11 protein-coding genes are annotated in these 15760 nt (G+C 72.4%); 6 read left to right on the top strand and 5 right to left on the bottom strand.

Going from position 1 to position 15760, the window contains the following annotated elements:
* The first annotated feature begins 145 nt into the window (after positions 1–145).
* The 6 genes from infB to QFZ82_RS11995 all read left to right on the top strand — a co-directional run bounded on the left by infB (position 146) and on the right by QFZ82_RS11995 (position 9591).
* On the top strand, positions 146–3196 hold the full coding sequence (infB, locus tag QFZ82_RS12020; protein ID WP_307713166.1) for a translation initiation factor IF-2: 3051 nt from the start codon (positions 146–148) through the stop codon (positions 3194–3196).
* 148 nt (positions 3197–3344) lie between these two features.
* Complete coding sequence (locus QFZ82_RS12015; protein ID WP_307713165.1) at positions 3345–3638, top strand: DUF503 domain-containing protein; 294 nt, start codon at positions 3345–3347, stop codon at positions 3636–3638.
* Between the two features lie 35 nt (positions 3639–3673).
* Positions 3674–4111, top strand: coding sequence for a 30S ribosome-binding factor RbfA (gene rbfA / locus QFZ82_RS12010; RefSeq protein WP_307713164.1), 438 nt, complete (start codon positions 3674–3676; stop codon positions 4109–4111).
* Positions 4108–5007 (top strand): tRNA pseudouridine(55) synthase TruB, encoded by a 900-nt coding sequence (gene truB, locus QFZ82_RS12005; RefSeq protein ID WP_307713163.1) that lies wholly within the window; start codon positions 4108–4110, stop codon positions 5005–5007. The genes rbfA and truB overlap by 4 nt, the downstream gene beginning before the upstream one ends.
* Positions 5008–5212: 205 nt before the next feature.
* Complete coding sequence (locus QFZ82_RS12000) at positions 5213–8608, top strand: serine protease (protein ID WP_307713162.1); 3396 nt, start codon at positions 5213–5215, stop codon at positions 8606–8608.
* A gap of 41 nt (positions 8609–8649) precedes the next feature.
* Positions 8650–9591, top strand: coding sequence for a bifunctional riboflavin kinase/FAD synthetase (locus QFZ82_RS11995; protein ID WP_307713161.1), 942 nt, complete (start codon positions 8650–8652; stop codon positions 9589–9591).
* Positions 9592–9759: 168 nt separating this feature from the next.
* On the opposite strand, the gene QFZ82_RS11990 is transcribed toward QFZ82_RS11995, so the two are convergent.
* The 5 genes from QFZ82_RS11990 to QFZ82_RS11970 are packed head-to-tail and all read right to left on the bottom strand — an operon-like array spanning position 9760 to position 15597.
* On the bottom strand, positions 9760–10737 hold the full coding sequence (locus tag QFZ82_RS11990; protein ID WP_307713160.1) for an ABC transporter ATP-binding protein: 978 nt from the start codon (positions 10735–10737) through the stop codon (positions 9760–9762).
* Positions 10738–10757: 20 nt separating this feature from the next.
* The gene (locus QFZ82_RS11985; protein ID WP_307713159.1) at positions 10758–11726 is read right to left on the bottom strand and encodes an ABC transporter ATP-binding protein; all 969 of its coding nucleotides are present in this window, start codon (positions 11724–11726) and stop codon (positions 10758–10760) included.
* A complete protein-coding gene (locus tag QFZ82_RS11980) occupies positions 11723–12652 on the bottom strand; it encodes an ABC transporter permease (RefSeq protein ID WP_307713158.1) in 930 nt (309 codons plus the stop codon). Before QFZ82_RS11980 ends, QFZ82_RS11985 begins: the two co-directional genes overlap by 4 nt.
* Complete coding sequence (locus QFZ82_RS11975) at positions 12649–13698, bottom strand: ABC transporter permease (RefSeq protein ID WP_307713157.1); 1050 nt, start codon at positions 13696–13698, stop codon at positions 12649–12651. The genes QFZ82_RS11980 and QFZ82_RS11975 overlap by 4 nt, the downstream gene beginning before the upstream one ends.
* 3 nt (positions 13699–13701) lie before the next feature.
* On the bottom strand, positions 13702–15597 hold the full coding sequence (locus QFZ82_RS11970) for an ABC transporter substrate-binding protein (RefSeq protein ID WP_307713156.1): 1896 nt from the start codon (positions 15595–15597) through the stop codon (positions 13702–13704).
* Between the last annotated feature and the right edge of the window lie 163 nt (positions 15598–15760).

Below are 15760 nucleotides of genomic sequence, written 5' to 3'. Positions count from 1 at the left end.
GAAGTACGGCACGGAACACCGTGCGGTCAGGTACCTCGCGAGTTGGAAGTAGGTCGAGATTGCGATGAGCACTCGATGAGTACGCGATGAGTACGCCCATGAAGTAGCGACGGTCCGGCGGTAACCCGGACCTAAAAGGAGCGAAGTGGCTAAGGTCCGGGTATACGAACTCGCCAAGGAGTTCGGCGTGGAGAGCAAGGTCGTCATGGCCAAGCTCCAAGAACTCGGTGAATTCGTCCGTTCGGCGTCCTCGACGATCGAGGCGCCGGTTGTACGCAAGTTGACTGACGCGCTGCAGGGTCCCGGTGGCAACGCCGGCAAGACCGCAGCAAAGCCTGGCGCGCCCCGCAAGGCGACGCCTTCCAAGCCGTCCGCGCCGTCCCCGGCGCAGGCGTCACGTCCTGCTGCCCCGAAGCCCGGCGCACCGGCCCCCAAGCCGGCCCCGGCGAGCAGCACCCCCTCCGCGGCCCCGACCCCGGGCCCGCGTCCGACTCCGGGTCCCAAGCCCGCACCGGCCAAGCCCGCTCCGGCGGCTCCGGTGCCCGCTGCCGAGTTCTCGGCTCCGGCCCCGGCACAGCCCAGCACCCCGCAGGCCCCGCGCCCCGCGGGTGCGACCCCCGGGCCCCGTCCTGCCCGCCCGGCTCCGGCCGGCGGCCAGCGTGACGGCGGCCGCGGCGGCGAGCGTCCGGCGCGTCCCGCCGGCGGCGCCGGCGCCCCGCGCCCGGGTGGCCGTCCGGCCGGTCCCCGTCCGGGCAACAACCCCTTCACCTCCGGTGGCTCCACCGGCATGGCGCGCCCGCAGGCGCCCCGTCCGGGTGGTGCCCCGCGTCCTGGCGGCGGTGCCGTTCCGGGCGCTCCGCGTCCGCAGGGCGGCCCCGGCGGCGCTCCGCGTCCGCAGGGTCAGGGTGGTGCGCGTCCGACTCCGGGCGGCATGCCGCGTCCGCAGGCTCCCCGCCCCGGCGGCGGCCCTGCCGGCAACCGTCCCAACCCGGGCATGATGCCGCAGCGTCCCGCTGCCGGCCCGCGTCCCGGCCCTGGCGGCGGCGGTCGTGGTCCCGGCGGTGCCGGTCGTCCCGGCGGCGCCGGCCGTCCGGCAGGCGGCGGCTTCGCCGGCCGTCCTGGTGGCGGCGGTGGCGGCGGTCGTCCCGGTGGCGGCGGCGGTTTCGCCGGTCGTCCCGGTGGCGGTGGCCCCGGTGGTGGCGGCGGCGGCTTCGGCGGCGGTCGTCCCGGCTTCGGCGGACGTCCGGGCGGTCCCGGCGGCCGTGGTGGCACGCAGGGCGCCTTCGGCCGTCCCGGCGGCCCGGCGCGCCGTGGCCGCAAGTCGAAGCGGCAGAGGCGCCAGGAGTACGAGGCCATGCAGGCCCCGTCGGTCGGCGGCGTGATGCTGCCTCGCGGCAACGGCGAGACCATTCGCCTGTCGCGCGGTGCGTCGCTCACCGACTTCGCGGAGAAGATCAACGCCAACCCGGCGTCGCTCGTCGCGGTCATGATGAACCTCGGCGAGATGGTCACGGCCACGCAGTCCGTCTCCGACGAGACGCTGCAGCTCCTCGGTGACGAGATGAACTACACCGTTCAGATCGTCAGCCCGGAGGAGGAGGACCGTGAGCTGCTCGAGTCCTTCGACATCGAGTTCGGCGAGGACGAGGGTGGCGACGAGGCTCTGGTCTCGCGTCCGCCGGTGGTGACCGTCATGGGTCACGTCGACCACGGTAAGACCCGACTGCTGGACGCGATCCGCAAGACGAACGTCGTCGCGGGCGAGGCCGGCGGTATCACGCAGCACATCGGTGCTTACCAGGTCGCCACCGAGGTCAACGGCGAAGAGCGTGCGATCACCTTCATCGACACCCCGGGTCACGAGGCGTTCACCGCCATGCGTGCCCGTGGTGCGAAGTCCACCGACATCGCGATCCTCGTGGTCGCGGCCAACGACGGTGTGATGCCCCAGACGATCGAGGCGCTGAACCACGCCAAGGCGGCCGACGTGCCGATCGTGGTCGCGGTCAACAAGATCGACGTCGAGGGCGCCGACCCGACGAAGGTGCGCGGCCAGCTCACCGAGTTCGGTCTGGTGGCCGAGGAGTACGGCGGCGACACCATGTTCGTCGACATCTCCGCCAAGCAGGGTCTGCACATCGACTCCCTGCTGGAGGCCGTGGTCCTCACCGCGGACGCCTCGCTCGACCTGCGGGCCAACCCCGTCCAGGACGCGCAGGGCATCGCGATCGAGGCCCACCTGGACAAGGGCCGCGGCGCCGTCGCGACCGTCCTGGTCCAGCGAGGCACGCTGCGCGTCGGTGACACGATGGTCGCCGGTGACGCGTACGGCCGTGTCCGGGCGATGCTCGACGACAAGGGCGAGAACGTGGAAGAGGCGGGTCCCTCGACCCCGGTCCTCGTCCTCGGTCTCACCAACGTCCCGGGCGCCGGCGACAACTTCCTGGTGGTCGACGAGGACCGTACGGCCCGTCAGATCGCCGAGAAGCGTGCCGCCCGTGAGCGCAACGCCGCGTTCGCCAAGCGCACCCGCCGGGTGTCCCTCGAGGACCTCGACAAGGTGCTCAAGGCGGGCGAGGTCCAGCAGCTCAACCTCATCATCAAGGGCGACGCGTCCGGTTCGGTGGAGGCTCTCGAGTCCTCCCTGCTCCAGCTCGACGTCGGCGAAGAGGTCGACATCCGCGTGCTGCACCGCGGCGTGGGTGCGGTCACCGAGTCGGACATCGACCTGGCGATGGGCTCCGACGCCATCGTCATCGGCTTCAACGTCCGCGCGGCCGGCCGTGCCTCGCAGATGGCGGAGCGCGAGGGCGTCGACGTCCGGTACTACTCGGTGATCTACCAGGCCATCGAGGAGATCGAGGCGGCCCTCAAGGGCATGCTCAAGCCGGAGTACGAAGAGGTCGAGCTCGGTACGGCGGAGATCCGCGAGGTCTTCCGCTCGTCCAAGCTGGGCAACATCGCGGGTGTGCTCATCCGCTCCGGCGAGGTCAAGCGCAACACCAAGGCCCGGCTCATCCGCGACGGCAAGGTCATCGCGGAGAACCTCAACATCGAGGGTCTGCGTCGCTTCAAGGACGACGTCACCGAGATCCGCGAAGGCTTCGAGGGCGGTATCAACCTCGGAAACTTCAACGACATCAAGGTCGACGACGTCATCGCGACGTACGAGATGCGCGAGAAGCCGCGCGGCTGACACAGCTCGACTGCGCAGCCTTTCCGGGGCCGGTCGGCGGAACAAACTCCGTCGATCGGCCCCGGCCGTTGCGTGTACGGTTTGGAGGTCCCTGCCAAGCGCTGGCAGGCGTCATGAACCCGAACCGGCGGGACATCCGGTCACACACATGTATGTGGGGACGCTGTCCTTCGATCTGCTTCTCGGCGACGTACGTTCGCTGAAGGAGAAGCGCTCCGTGGTCCGCCCGATCGTCGCCGAACTCCAGCGGAAGTACCCGGTGAGCGTGGCCGAGGTCGGCGGTCAGGACCTCCACCGGCGGGCCGAGATCGGCCTCGCGGTGGTGTCCGGCGACACGGGACATCTCACAGACGTACTGGACCGGTGCGAGCGCCTCGTCGCCGCCCGGCCCGAGGTGGAGCTGCTGTCGGTTAGACGCAGGCTCCACAGCGACGAAGACTGAATGAGCAAGGCACAGCAGGAAAGGGAGAAGGACCAGTGGCCGACAACGCGCGGGCGAAGAAACTGGCAGACCTCATCCGGGAGGTGGTCGCCGAGAAGCTGCAGCGCGGCATCAAGGACCCCCGGCTGGGATCGAACGTGACCATCACGGACACCCGCGTCACCGGTGACCTCCGGGAGGCCACGGTCTTCTACACGGTCTACGGCGACGACGAGGACAGGGCCAGCGCCGCGGCCGGACTGCAGAGTGCCAAGGGCATCCTGCGCTCGGCGGTCGGCGCGGCGGCGGGGACGAAGTTCACGCCGACCCTGACGTTCGTGGCCGACGCCCTCCCGGAGAACGCGAAGACGATCGAGGACCTCCTCGACAAGGCGCGGGCCTCGGACGCCAAGGTGCGCGAGGCGTCCTCGGGCGCCACGTACGCCGGCGAGGCCGACCCGTACCGCAAGCCCGAGGACGAAGCCTCGGAATGACACAGCACATCAGGACGCCCGACGGACTTGTCATCGTCGACAAGCCGTCGGGCTTCACTTCGCACGACGTCGTCGCCAAGATGCGCGGGATCGCCAGAACCCGCCGCGTCGGACACGCGGGGACGCTCGACCCCATGGCCACCGGGGTGCTCGTCCTCGGCGTCGAGAAGGCCACCAAGCTCCTCGGCCACCTCGCGCTGACGGAGAAGGAGTACCTCGGCACCATCCGGCTCGGGCAGAACACCGTCACGGACGACGCGGAGGGCGAGATCACGTCCACCGCCGACGCCTCCGGGATCGCCCGGGAGGCGATCGACGCGGGCGTCGCCGAACTGACCGGCGACATCATGCAGGTGCCGTCCAAGGTGAGCGCCATCAAGATCGACGGCAAGCGGTCGTACGCGCGCGTGCGCGGCGGCGAGGAGTTCGACATCCCGGCCCGGCCGGTGACCGTCTCCTCGTTCCAGGTGTACGACGTGCGGGAGGCGACCACCGAGGACGGCCTGACCGTCGTCGACCTCGTCGTCTCCGTGGTCTGCTCCTCCGGCACCTACATCCGGGCGCTCGCCCGCGACCTCGGCGCCTCGCTCGGGGTCGGCGGGCACCTCACCGCGCTGCGCCGGACCCGGGTCGGCCCCTACGGGATCGACGCGGCGAAGACGCTCGACCAGCTCCAGCAGGAGCTGACGGTGATGCCGATCGCCGAGGCCGCCGCGGCCGCCTTCCCCCGCTGGGACGTGGACGAGCGGCGGGCGAAGCTGCTGGCCAACGGGGTGCGGCTGGACATGCCGGCCCACGACCGGTCACCGGTCGCGGTCTTCGGCCCCGGCGGGCGCTTCCTGGCGCTGGTCGAGGAGCAGAAGGGCAAGGCCAAGAGCCTCGCCGTCTTCGCCTGACCCCGAGGACCCGGGACGCCTCGTGGCACGGGCGGTGACTCCGCCCGTGCCACGACCCCCCTCGCTTCCCCCACCCACAGGCTGTCCGCTGTAACGCCGGAATTCACCTCATCGTGCAGGCGCTCGGAGTATCTGGCGGCGCACTCGGGGGCGCTTTCGTGACGCGGGACCCTGCGCTGATCATCGGCGATCTAGCGTCGAACGCATGGAATGCGGCAGTACGGCAACGTTGGTACGGATCTGCGATCGGGCCGGGCGGCCGCTGGGCACCGGCTTCGTCGCCGACGACTCGGGCACCGTCGTCACCGGCCAGGAGTCCGTCGACGGACACGACGCCCTGCTCGTCAGGGCACCCGGCGGCCGCGAGAGCACCGCAGGGGCGGATGCCGTCATCCGCCTCCCGGGCCTCGGCGTCGCCCTGATCCGCACCCGCGGACTCGCCGTGCCCCCGCTGCCCATCGGCGCACGGGACCACGTCGCGCGCGGGACGTACGTACGACTGCTCGCCGACGGCTGGCGCGAGGCCAGGGTCCTCGGCGGTGCCCACGACGTCCCGGACCCCGGAGCCGTGGAGCTGGCCATGGGGACGGACGCCGGCGATGCGCTCCGCCGCGGCCGGTCGGCCGTCGGAGGACCGGTGCTCGACGCGGCCACCGGCGCCGTCCTCGGTGTCCTCGGCGCGCCCCCGCCGCCCGGACAGCGCGCGGCGGTGGTCGTCCGGCCCCTGCGCCCCGGCCACCCGGACGGACCGCTCGCCGCGCTGCTGCGGCGCAACGCCGCCACCGTGCCCGCCTACGGCGACGACCTCAACCTCGCAGCCGTCCTCGAACTCACCGCCGTCTCCTGCGGACCGACCGCAGGCCCCGGCGCCTGGCCCGATCCGGTCGAACGGCCCGAAGCGGCCGCCGAGTTGGCCGCCTTCAACCGGTCCGCGCCCGGGGTGCTGGGGCTCGTCGGCGCACCCGGCACGGGACGCACCACGGAACTGTCGGCGCTCGCCGCACGGCGCGCGGACGGCCCCCACCCCGCTCCCACCCTGTGGCTGCGCGGCGCGGACCTGCACCCCGACGACACGTCCGTCGCCGACGCGATGGCCCGCGCGCTGTGCCGCGCGGCACGCATCCGGGCCGCCGCCGAGGGGACCGACGATCTCGCGGGCGTCACCCCGCGACGGGTGGCGCACCTGTCCCGCACGGCCGGCCGCCCGCTCCTCGTCGTCCTCGACGGCCCCGAGGAGATGCCGCCCTCCCTGGCGCACCGGCTCGCGCACTGGGCCCCGGCCACCGCCGACTGGCTGGCCGACCACTTGGTGCACCTGGTCGTCGGCTGCGGCCCCGAACACTGGGAACAGGCCGCGGAGCTGTACCGGCCGTCCGCCGCCCACGCCCGCACGGCGCGTCCCGTCGTACGGATCGGGGACCTCGGACCGGAACAGGCACGCCTGATGCGGGAGCGGTACGGCCTGCCCGAGCACGCCCTCGCCGACCGCGACGCAGGCCATCCGCTCGCACTGCGGCTGCTCGCCGAGGTACGCAAGGCCCTGCCCGACGGGGCGGCCGGCAGCCCGGGGCGCGAGGACGTCTTCGCCGCCTGGCTGGACCTGCTCTGCCTGCGCATCGCGGTCCGGGTCGCCGCGGCGACCGCACCGCCCCAGCGCGTCACCGCCGTGCGGCGGCTCGCCGCCCGGGTGGCCGGCCGCGTGCACGAGGCGGCACGGCGCTGCCTGGGCCCCGGGCAGGGCGAACTGGACCGCCGGTCCTTCGAGGAACTCTTCCCCTGGGCGTCCGGCTGGGCACCGGCCGTGCTCACCGAGGGGCTGCTCGTCCCGGCCGGCGGGGGCTACCGTTTCGCCCACGAGGAGTTCGCCGACTGGATCCAGGGCGCCCATCTGGACTTCGGCACCGCGCTCCGCACGCTCGTGCACGGCCGCGCCCTGCCCGCCGAGGCGGCGCCGGCCGTGCCGCGCCACCGCAGCGGCCCCCTCGTGCAGGCCCTGCTGCTCCTCGCCCGGCAGCGCGGCCACGGCCGGCTCGTCACCGAACTGACCGCCCTCGTCGGCGCGCTGGACCGCACCGACGCGTCGCAGGAGGACCGGGACGCCCGCTGGTGGGCGGTGCGCCTGCTCACCGAGGTGCTGCACCGCGTGCCGGACGCCGAGCCGTACGTCGGCGTGCTGCGGCTGCTCGCCCGGCGCGTCGTCGCCGTGCCCGCCGACCGGAAGGACTTCGGGCCCGCGTTCTGGGCACGGCTGCCGCTCGGTGAGGCGTCCCGCCTCGACCTGCTGCGCCGCCTCGTCCCCGCCGACCGCGTACCGGGCACGGGCGGAGCCGCGCCGCGCTTCCTCGACCTGGCCGCGGAGCGACTGGCCGCCGATCCCCGGGCCGTGCAGCCACTGGTGTGCCGGTGGTTCACCGACGACACACCGCTCGCCGCCGGGCCGGACGAGGCCGTGCGGCCCACCGTCTCCGCGGCCGCGCAGGCCCTCCTGTACGCCCGACGCTGCCAGGACCCCGACGGCCTCGCCGACGCCCTCGTCGACACGGCCCACCCGCGGGCCGCCGAGCTGCTCGCCGTCCTCGCGCACGACGAGCCCGCCGCCTACTGCCGTGCCGTCCACCGCTGGGCCCGCGATCCGCGTCCGGCCCGACGGGCCGCGGCCGCCGCCCACGCCCGGGCCGCCGACGCCACGATCACCGCCGACGCCGACCGCGAACTGCTGCGCCGCGCGGCGGGCGCGCTGCTCGCACGCCCCGGACCGCTGGGCGGCCCGGCGCTGGCCCTGCTCGTCCGCGACCCCGTCAGCCGGGGCCACCACCTGGACCGGGCGCTGGCCCGCTTCGCGGACGGCGACCCGCAGCTGCCCCCGGCCGCCTTCACCGGTGCCCTCTCCACCCACCCGGCCCCCGTGCTCGCCGCCTTCCGGACCCGGCTCCTGCGGCCCGAGGCCACCGACACGGGCGCCCTGCTGGACGTGCTCGCCCGGGCGACCACCCCCGCCACGGCCCGGCCGGTCGCCGCCCTCGTCTGCGAGTACGTCGACCACCGGCCCGGCGGAGCGCCGCACGCCGCGGCCTACGTCGAGCACCGCCTGGAGCACCGGCCCGTCGACCGCGCCGTCCTCTTCCCCCTCGTCACCCGCCTGCTGCGCGGCCGGCCCGCCCGCGTACGCAGCGCGCTCGCACCCGTACTCGCCGCGCCCGGCAGCCCCGCCTCCCGCTCGCTGCGCGCCGAGCTCCTCGACGTACTGCTGCGTTACGAGCAGTACGAGGCCCGCGACCTGGAGGTGCTCGACGCCGTGCTGCGGGCCGCGGCCCTCGGCTGCGGGGCCGTCGACGAGTCCACGACCAGAGCCCTCGTGCACCGCACCGGCCTGCTGCTGGTCCGCAGCCCCGGCGGCGCGGCCTGCCTCGACCGCCGTCTCGTGGAACTCGCCGGGACCGCGCCGCGCTTCGCCGTCGCGCTCACCGGATGGCTCGCCGAGGACCCGGAGGAATGGGCCCTCGTGGCCGGTCCGCACACGTGGGGGACGCTCTGGAGGCCCGGCAGCCAGGTGCCGATGCGAAGCGGGAGTCCCGGGCATGGCAGTCTTAGACCTGCGTAATCGTTAATGACGTACACGGGTTCGGGCGAGGAGCGGTCACAGTGCAGCGCTGGCGTGGCTTGGAGGACATCCCCGAGGACTGGGGACGCAGCGTCGTCACCATCGGCTCCTACGACGGGGTGCACCGCGGACACCAGCTGATCATCGGTCGTGCCGTGGAGAAGGCGCGCGAGCTGGGCGTGCCGTCGGTCGTCGTCACCTTCGACCCGCACCCCAGCGAGGTCGTGCGCCCCGGCAGCCACCCGCCGCTGCTGGCGCCTCACCACCGCCGCGCGGAGCTGATGGCGGAGCTGGGCGTCGACGCGGTGCTCATCCTGCCGTTCACCGTCGAGTTCTCGAAGCTGTCGCCCGCCGACTTCATCGTGAAGGTGCTCGTCGACAAGCTGCACGCACGCGCGGTCATCGAGGGCCCGAACTTCCGCTTCGGCCACAAGGCCGCCGGGAACGTCGCCTTCCTCACCGAGCTCGGCGCCACGTACGACTACGAGGTCGAGGTCGTCGACCTGTTCGTGTCCGGCGAGGCGGGCGGCGGCGAGCCGTTCTCCTCGACCCTGACCCGCCGCCTGGTCGCCGAGGGCGACGTGACGGGCGCCGCGGAGATCCTCGGCCGTCCGCACCGCGTCGAGGGCGTCGTGGTCCGCGGCGCGCAGCGCGGGCGCGAGCTCGGCTTCCCCACGGCGAACGTGGAGACCCTGCCCCACACCGCGATCCCGGCGGACGGCGTGTACGCGGGCTGGCTGACGGCGAACGGGGAGCGCATGCCGGCGGCGATCTCCGTCGGCACGAACCCGCAGTTCGACGGCACGGAGCGCACGGTCGAGGCGTACGCGATCGACCGCGTCGGCCTGGACCTGTACGGACTGCACGTGACGGTGGACTTCCTGGCGTTCGTGAGGGGCCAGCAGAAGTTCGACTCGATCGACGCGCTGCTGGTGGCGATGGCGGACGACGTGAAGCGCTGCCGCGAACTGACGGCGGCGTAGGCACACTCTCGGGCGTGGCCGTCTTACGGGGAGGACCAGCTCTCTGGGAGAGGACCCCCTCCGTACGCGCGGCGCGCGCATCAGGCCAGGGGCCGGCCGAACCGCATCGCGCCGTGAAGCGGGCGCGCGGGGCGTCGGGGCGGAGCCCCGGTCTCGTGGGCCCCGGCCTCAGCCCGACGCTCCCGCCCAGTGGCAGGCCACCCCCGCCCCCGCGCTCCCCAGCACCGGCAGGTCCCGGGTGCGGCACAGGTCCGCCACCCCCGCCCGCGCCGCCTCGCCAGAGGACAGGATCTGGCAGCGGGCGTGGAAACGGCACCCGGTGGGGATCCTGGACGGGTCCGGGGGTTCGCCCGTCAGGACCACCGGGACGTTCCCCGACTCCGGGAGCACCGACAGCAGTGCCTGGGTGTACGGGTGCCGGGGCGCCGTCAGCACCTCCTCCACCGGGCCCGCCTCCACGATCCGGCCCAGGTACATCACCGCCACCCGGTCCGCGATGTTCCACGCGAGCCCGAGGTCGTGCGTCACCACCAGCGCGGACAGGCCCAGTTCGTCCCGCAGGCGCAGCAGCAGCGCGAGGATCTCGCCGCGTACGGAGGCGTCCAGCGACGCCACCGGCTCGTCGGCGACGATCAGTTCGGGCTCCAGCGCCAGCGCGCCGGCGATCACCACGCGCTGGCGCTGACCGCCGGACAGTTCGTGCGGGTAGCGCAGGAAGAACCGCTCCGGCGGGCGCAGGCCCGCCCGCGACAGCGCCTCGGCGACGGCCGCCCGCTCGTCGCCCGCGTACCCGTGGATGCGCAGGCCCTCGGCGACCGCGTCGTACACGGTGTGCCGCGGGTTGAGCGAACCGCTCGGGTCCTGGAGCACCAGCTGCACCCGCTTGCGGTACCGCTTCAGCGCGCGTGAGGCGTAGTCCAGCGGCTGCCCCCCGAACGTCACCCGCCCCGACGTCGGCGGGAGAAGACCGAGCAGCGAGCGGGCGAGGGTGGTCTTGCCGCAGCCGGACTCGCCGACCAGCGCGACGATCTCGCCCGCACCGATGTCGAGATCGACTCCGTCGACCGCCCGCGCGGTGGGGCGACCTCGCCGCCCAGGGAAGGCGACGTGCAGTCCGGCCGCAGACAGCAGGGGAGTGGTGGTCATGCTCGGCTCCTCGGTACGGCTCACAGCTGCTTCGCCCCCACATGCAGACAGGCCGCCCGGCGCTCCTCGCCGGCCGCGACCAGCACCTGGTCCTCGCTCGCGCAGGCGTCCACGGCGACGGGACAGCGCGGGTGGAACGTACAGCCGTCCGGCAGCGACGCCGGGTCGGGCGGGTCGCCCGGCAGGCCGCGCGGCGCACGGCGCGACGCGGGGTCGCCGATGCGCGGGAACGCCGCGGAGAGGGCCTGCCCGTAGGGGTGCCGGGCCGCCCCGTACACCTCCCGTGCGGGGCCCTCCTCGACGATCCGGCCCGCGTACATCACGGCCAGCTCGTCGCAGGTGTCGGCGAGGACGCCCAGATCGTGGCTGATCATCAACAGGGCGATGTCCTTCTCGGCTACCAGCTGCTCGATGAGCCGCAGGATCTGCGCCTGGATCATCACATCGAGCGCGGTGGTCGGTTCGTCGGCCACGATGAGCCGGGGATCGCAGGCCAGGGCCATCGCGATCATCACCCGCTGGCGCTGCCCGCCGGACAGCTCGTGCGGATACGCGTCGGCGCGGGAGACCGGCAGGCCCACGTGCTGGAGCAGTTCACCGACGCGCGTCCTCGCCTCGGCCGGGGTGGCCCTGCGGTGCAGCAGGATCGGCTCGGCGATCTGGTCGCCGACGCGGTGCACCGCGTTGAGCGAGTGCATCGCGCCCTGGAAGACGATCGACGCCCCCGCCCAGCGGACGGCCCGCAGCCGTCCCCACTTCATGGCCAGCACGTCCTCGCCGTCGAGCAGGATCTCCCCGGTGAGGCGCGCGGACGCGGGCAGCAGCCGCAGCAGGGCGAGCGCGAGCGTCGACTTGCCGCAGCCGGACTCGCCCGCGACCCCCAGCTTGCGGCCGGCCGCGAGCGTGAGGTCGACACCGCGTACGGCGGGCACGGCCGTCGTGCCGCTGCCGTACGTCACATACAAGTCCTTGACCTCCAGCAGGCTCAACGCGCGGCCCCCAGCTTCGGGTTGAGTACGGATTCGATGGCACGCCCGCACAGGGTGAAGGCGAGGGCCACGACGGCGATGGAGATACCGGGCGGCGCCAGGTACCACCAGTGGCCCGACGACACGGCGCCCGCCTCACGGGCGTCCTGGAGCATCCCGCCCCAGGAGACGACCGTCGGGTCGCCGAGCCCCAGGAAGGCCAGCGTCGCCTCGGTGAGGATGGCGCTGGAGATGCCGAGGGTGGTCTGCGCCAGGACCAGCGGCATCACATTGGGCAGGACGTGGCGGTTCATGATGTGCCCGTGCCCGCCGCCGAGCGCCTTGGCGCGCTCGATGTACGGGCGGGACTCGACGGCGATGGTCTGGGCGCGCACGAGCCGGGCCGTGGTGGGCCAGCTGGTGACGCCGATGGCGACGATGACGGTCCACATGCTCCTCGACATGACGGTCGCCAGGACGATCGCGAGCACCAGCGCCGGCATCACCAGGAACCAGTCCGTGATCCGCATCAGGACGGTGGAGAACCAGCCGCCGTAGTGACCGGCGATGATGCCGACGAGGGTGCCGATGGCCACCGAAAGGGCCGCGGCGAGCAGCCCGACGGTGAGCGAGACCCGCGCACCCCACACCAGCAGATCGAGCAGCGAACGACCGAACTGGTCCGTGCCCAGCGGGAACTCGCCGCTCGGATCCTCCAGTGCCGTGCCGGGCGCGTTCGTCACGCTCTGAACGCCCGAGCCGACGAGCAGCGGAGCTGCGAGCGCCACGAGGGCGATCAGCGCGAGCGCGCCGAGCCCGAACAGCCCGGCCCGGTGCGTGCGGTACGCCTTCCAGAAGCGGGCGAGAGAGTGCCGGCGGCGTGCCCAGGCCAGCGAGCGCGCGGACCGCGGGCTGTCGGTGACCGGAGCGGTCGGTGTGGTCGTCATCGGCCCACCCGGGGATCGAGCAGCGGATACAGGAGGTCTGCGAGGAGGTTCATCACGATCATCGCGCCGGCGAACACGACGAACAGGCCCTGCACCAGCGGGAGATCCGGCACGCTCAGCGCCTGGTAGAACAGGCCGCCGAGGCCCGGCCAGGAGAACACCGTCTCCACGAGGATCGAACCGGCCGCCACATGACCGAGGTTGATGAAGACCATCGTCACCGTGGGCAGCAGCGCGTTCGGCACGGCGTGCCTGCGGCGCACCGAGTCGTCCCGCAGCCCCTTGGCGCGGGCCGTCGTCAGATAGTCGCTGCCCATCTCGTCGAGCAGCGAGGAACGCATCACGAGCAGCGTCTGCGCGTAGCCGACCGCGACCAGCGTGATCACCGGCAGCACCATGTGGTGCGCGACGTCGGCGACGTACGCGAAGCCGCTCTCGCTGCCCGACTCCATGCCACCGGTCGGGAACATGCCGGGAATCGGGCCGATGCCCACCGCGAAGACGATGATCAGCAGCAGGCCCAGCCAGAACGAGGGCACCGACCACAGCGTCAGCGCCACACCCGTGTTGAGCTTGTCGCCGAGACTGCCGTGCCGCCATGCCGAGCGCGTGCCCAGCCAGAGCCCGATCGCCGAGTAGATCACCACGGCGACACCGGTCAGCAGCAGCGTCGCCGGGACTTTCTGGGCGATCAGATCGCCGACGGGCGCGTGGAACTGGTACGACATGCCGAGGTCACCCGACAGCGCCTTGCCGCAGTAGTCGGTGAACTGCTGCCACAGCGGCTGGTCCAGTCCGAACTGGCGCCGCAACGTGGCCAGTTGCTCCGCCGAGGTCGGCATGCCATGGGTCATGGCCTTCACCGGGTCGCCCGGGATGATGCGGAAGAGGAAGAAGCTCGTGACGAGCACGGCGAACAGCGAGACCGCCGCACCGCCGAGCTTGCCCGCCGCATGGAAGAGATAGGCGCGTACGTGGCCGCTCGCGGCGCGGGCCTCGGGGACCCGCGCCACAGCGGTCGTGCCGGTCGTGCTCGTGGTGCTCATCGACTATTCACGGTCTTCCGCGGTGGAACGGCGCCGCATCGCGACGACGAGCCCGACGGCGGCGACCAGCACGACGACCGCGCCGACGCCGATCACGACACCTGTCGAGGAGCCGCCCTCGGACCCGCCGCCGTCACCGGCCGCCGGCTCGGCCGACCACCAACTCCAGTAGCCGTCCTGGCCGTAGATGTTGCCTGCGGCCTCGGGCATCGTCTTGATGGACTTGATCTGGTCGGTACGGTACGCCTCGACCGCGTTCGGATACGCGAGGACATTCATGTATCCCGTGTCGTACAGCCGCGACTGCATCTGACGGACCAGATCGGCGCGCTTGGCGGGGTCGTACTCGGCGGCCTGCTGGGCGTACAGCTCGTCGAACTGCTTGTCGCAGATGAAGTTGTCGGTCGCGCCGGTGTCCTTGGGCGTGGCGGGCAGCGCGGCGCAGGTGTGGATCGACAGGACGAAGTCCGGGTCGGGGTTGACGGACCAGCCGTCGAAGGCCAGGTCGTAGTCGCCCTTGAGCCAGGGGTCGGAGACGTTGTCCAGGCACTCGACCTTCAGCCCGATGCCCAGCTCGCCCCACCATTCCTGGAGGTACTTGCCGATCGCCTTGTCGTTCGGGTCGGTGGCGTGGCACAGGATGCGGAAGTCGAGCGGCTTGCCGTCCTTGCCGGTGCGCTTGCCGGCGGCGTTCTTCCGGTAACCGGCGTCGTCCAGCAGCTTCGCCGCGCGCGCCGGGTCGTAGCCGATCTTCTGGCCGGCCTCGGGCTTCCAGAAGTACGAGGTGAATCGCGGCGGGATGTAGCCCTCGCCCTCGACGGCGTGGCCCTGGAAGACCTTGTCGACGATCGTCTTGCGGTCCGTCGCGTGGAACAGCGCCTTGCGCACGGCCGGGTCGAGCAGCGCCTTGTGGCCGCTGCCGAACTTCTCGCCGTTCTTGGACTGCGCGCCCGGGTTGGTCGCCAGCGCGAAGAAGCGGCGGCCCGGGGCGTCGTTGACCTTGATGTTCTTCGCGTTCTTCAGCGCGGCGGCCTGGGCCGGGGTCAGGCCCTGGACGAAGGAGACCTCGCCCTTCTGCAGTGCGGCGACAGCGGCGTCACCGTCCTTGTAGTACTTGAATACCAGCTCGTCGAACTTCGGAGCACCTCGCCAGAAGTCCTTGTTCGGCCGGAGCCTCACGTACTGGTCGACCTTGAAGTCCGTGATGACGAACGGGCCGTTGCCGACGATCGGGAACTGCTTGTCGTTGTTGAACTTCGAGAAGTCGCCGACCTTCTCCCAGACGTGCTTCGGCACGATCGGCACGTCGAGGGCCGTCATGGTGGCCTGCGGCTTCTTCAGCTCGATGACGAGCGTCTTCGGGTCGGGCGCGGTGACCTTCTCGAAGTTGGCCGTGAAGCTGCCGTTGGCGGTGGCGGCGTTCTCGTCCGTCATCATCTTGTTGAAGGTCCAGGCCGCGTCCTCCGCGGTGGCCTGCCTGCCGTCCGACCACTTCGAGTCGTCACGGACGGTGTACGTCCACGTGAGCTTGTCCGCGGACGGCTTCCACGCCGTGGCGAAACCGGGGACGGTCCGGCCGTCCTTGGGGTCGTAATTCGTCAGGTACTCGTACGCCAGCCGGTGGATCGAGGTGCTCACCAGCCGGGCGGCGAGGAACGGACTCAGCGAGTCCACGCTCTGCGAGACGGCGACGGTGAGGACCTGCTTGCCGTCCTTGCCGTCGTCCTCGCCGGCCGCCTTCGACAGGGCCGGGGCCAGAGCGCGGCCCTCGGGCTGCGCGTGGGCGTACGGGACGATCGCGCCGGACATCACCAGCGCGGATGCGGCGGCCGATGCGGCGAGGACCAGTCGGTTGCGGGGGCGTTGCCGGACGGTGCGGAGTAGAGCCTTTGTGACCATGGACGGTGACCTCGCGTCATGTCTCGCTCGGAGAAGGCGGGTTGGTGATCATGGGTTCGCCAGCTGGTGAAGCGAAGGTTTATCAGGGTGGTCATGCCGCGTCAACGGTGGCTCAAACCGCGTGTGGGCTGCGGGAATGCGCTGAGGGCCCGCACCGGCGAGT

Origin of the sequence: Streptomyces sp. V4I23 (assembly GCF_030817975.1) — a bacterium.
In the GTDB taxonomy this organism is placed as follows: domain Bacteria; phylum Actinomycetota; class Actinomycetes; order Streptomycetales; family Streptomycetaceae; genus Streptomyces.
Note: the sequence above shows the minus strand (reverse complement) of the source record. Positions and strands in the feature narration are given on the sequence as shown.

Bases quoted from the DNA above. Each gene is read 5' to 3' on its own strand.
- QFZ82_RS11975 (WP_307713157.1), bottom strand. From the start codon at position 13,698: ATGAGCACCACGAGCACGACCGGCACGACCGCTGTGGCGCGGGTCCCC.
- QFZ82_RS11980 (WP_307713158.1), bottom strand. From the start codon at position 12,652: ATGACGACCACACCGACCGCTCCGGTCACCGACAGCCCGCGGTCCGCG.
- truB (WP_307713163.1), top strand. From the start codon at position 4,108: ATGACACAGCACATCAGGACGCCCGACGGACTTGTCATCGTCGACAAG.
- QFZ82_RS12000 (WP_307713162.1), top strand. From the start codon at position 5,213: ATGGAATGCGGCAGTACGGCAACGTTGGTACGGATCTGCGATCGGGCC.
- QFZ82_RS11970 (WP_307713156.1), bottom strand. From the start codon at position 15,597: ATGGTCACAAAGGCTCTACTCCGCACCGTCCGGCAACGCCCCCGCAAC.
- QFZ82_RS11990 (WP_307713160.1), bottom strand. From the start codon at position 10,737: ATGACCACCACTCCCCTGCTGTCTGCGGCCGGACTGCACGTCGCCTTC.
- QFZ82_RS12015 (WP_307713165.1), top strand. From the start codon at position 3,345: ATGTATGTGGGGACGCTGTCCTTCGATCTGCTTCTCGGCGACGTACGT.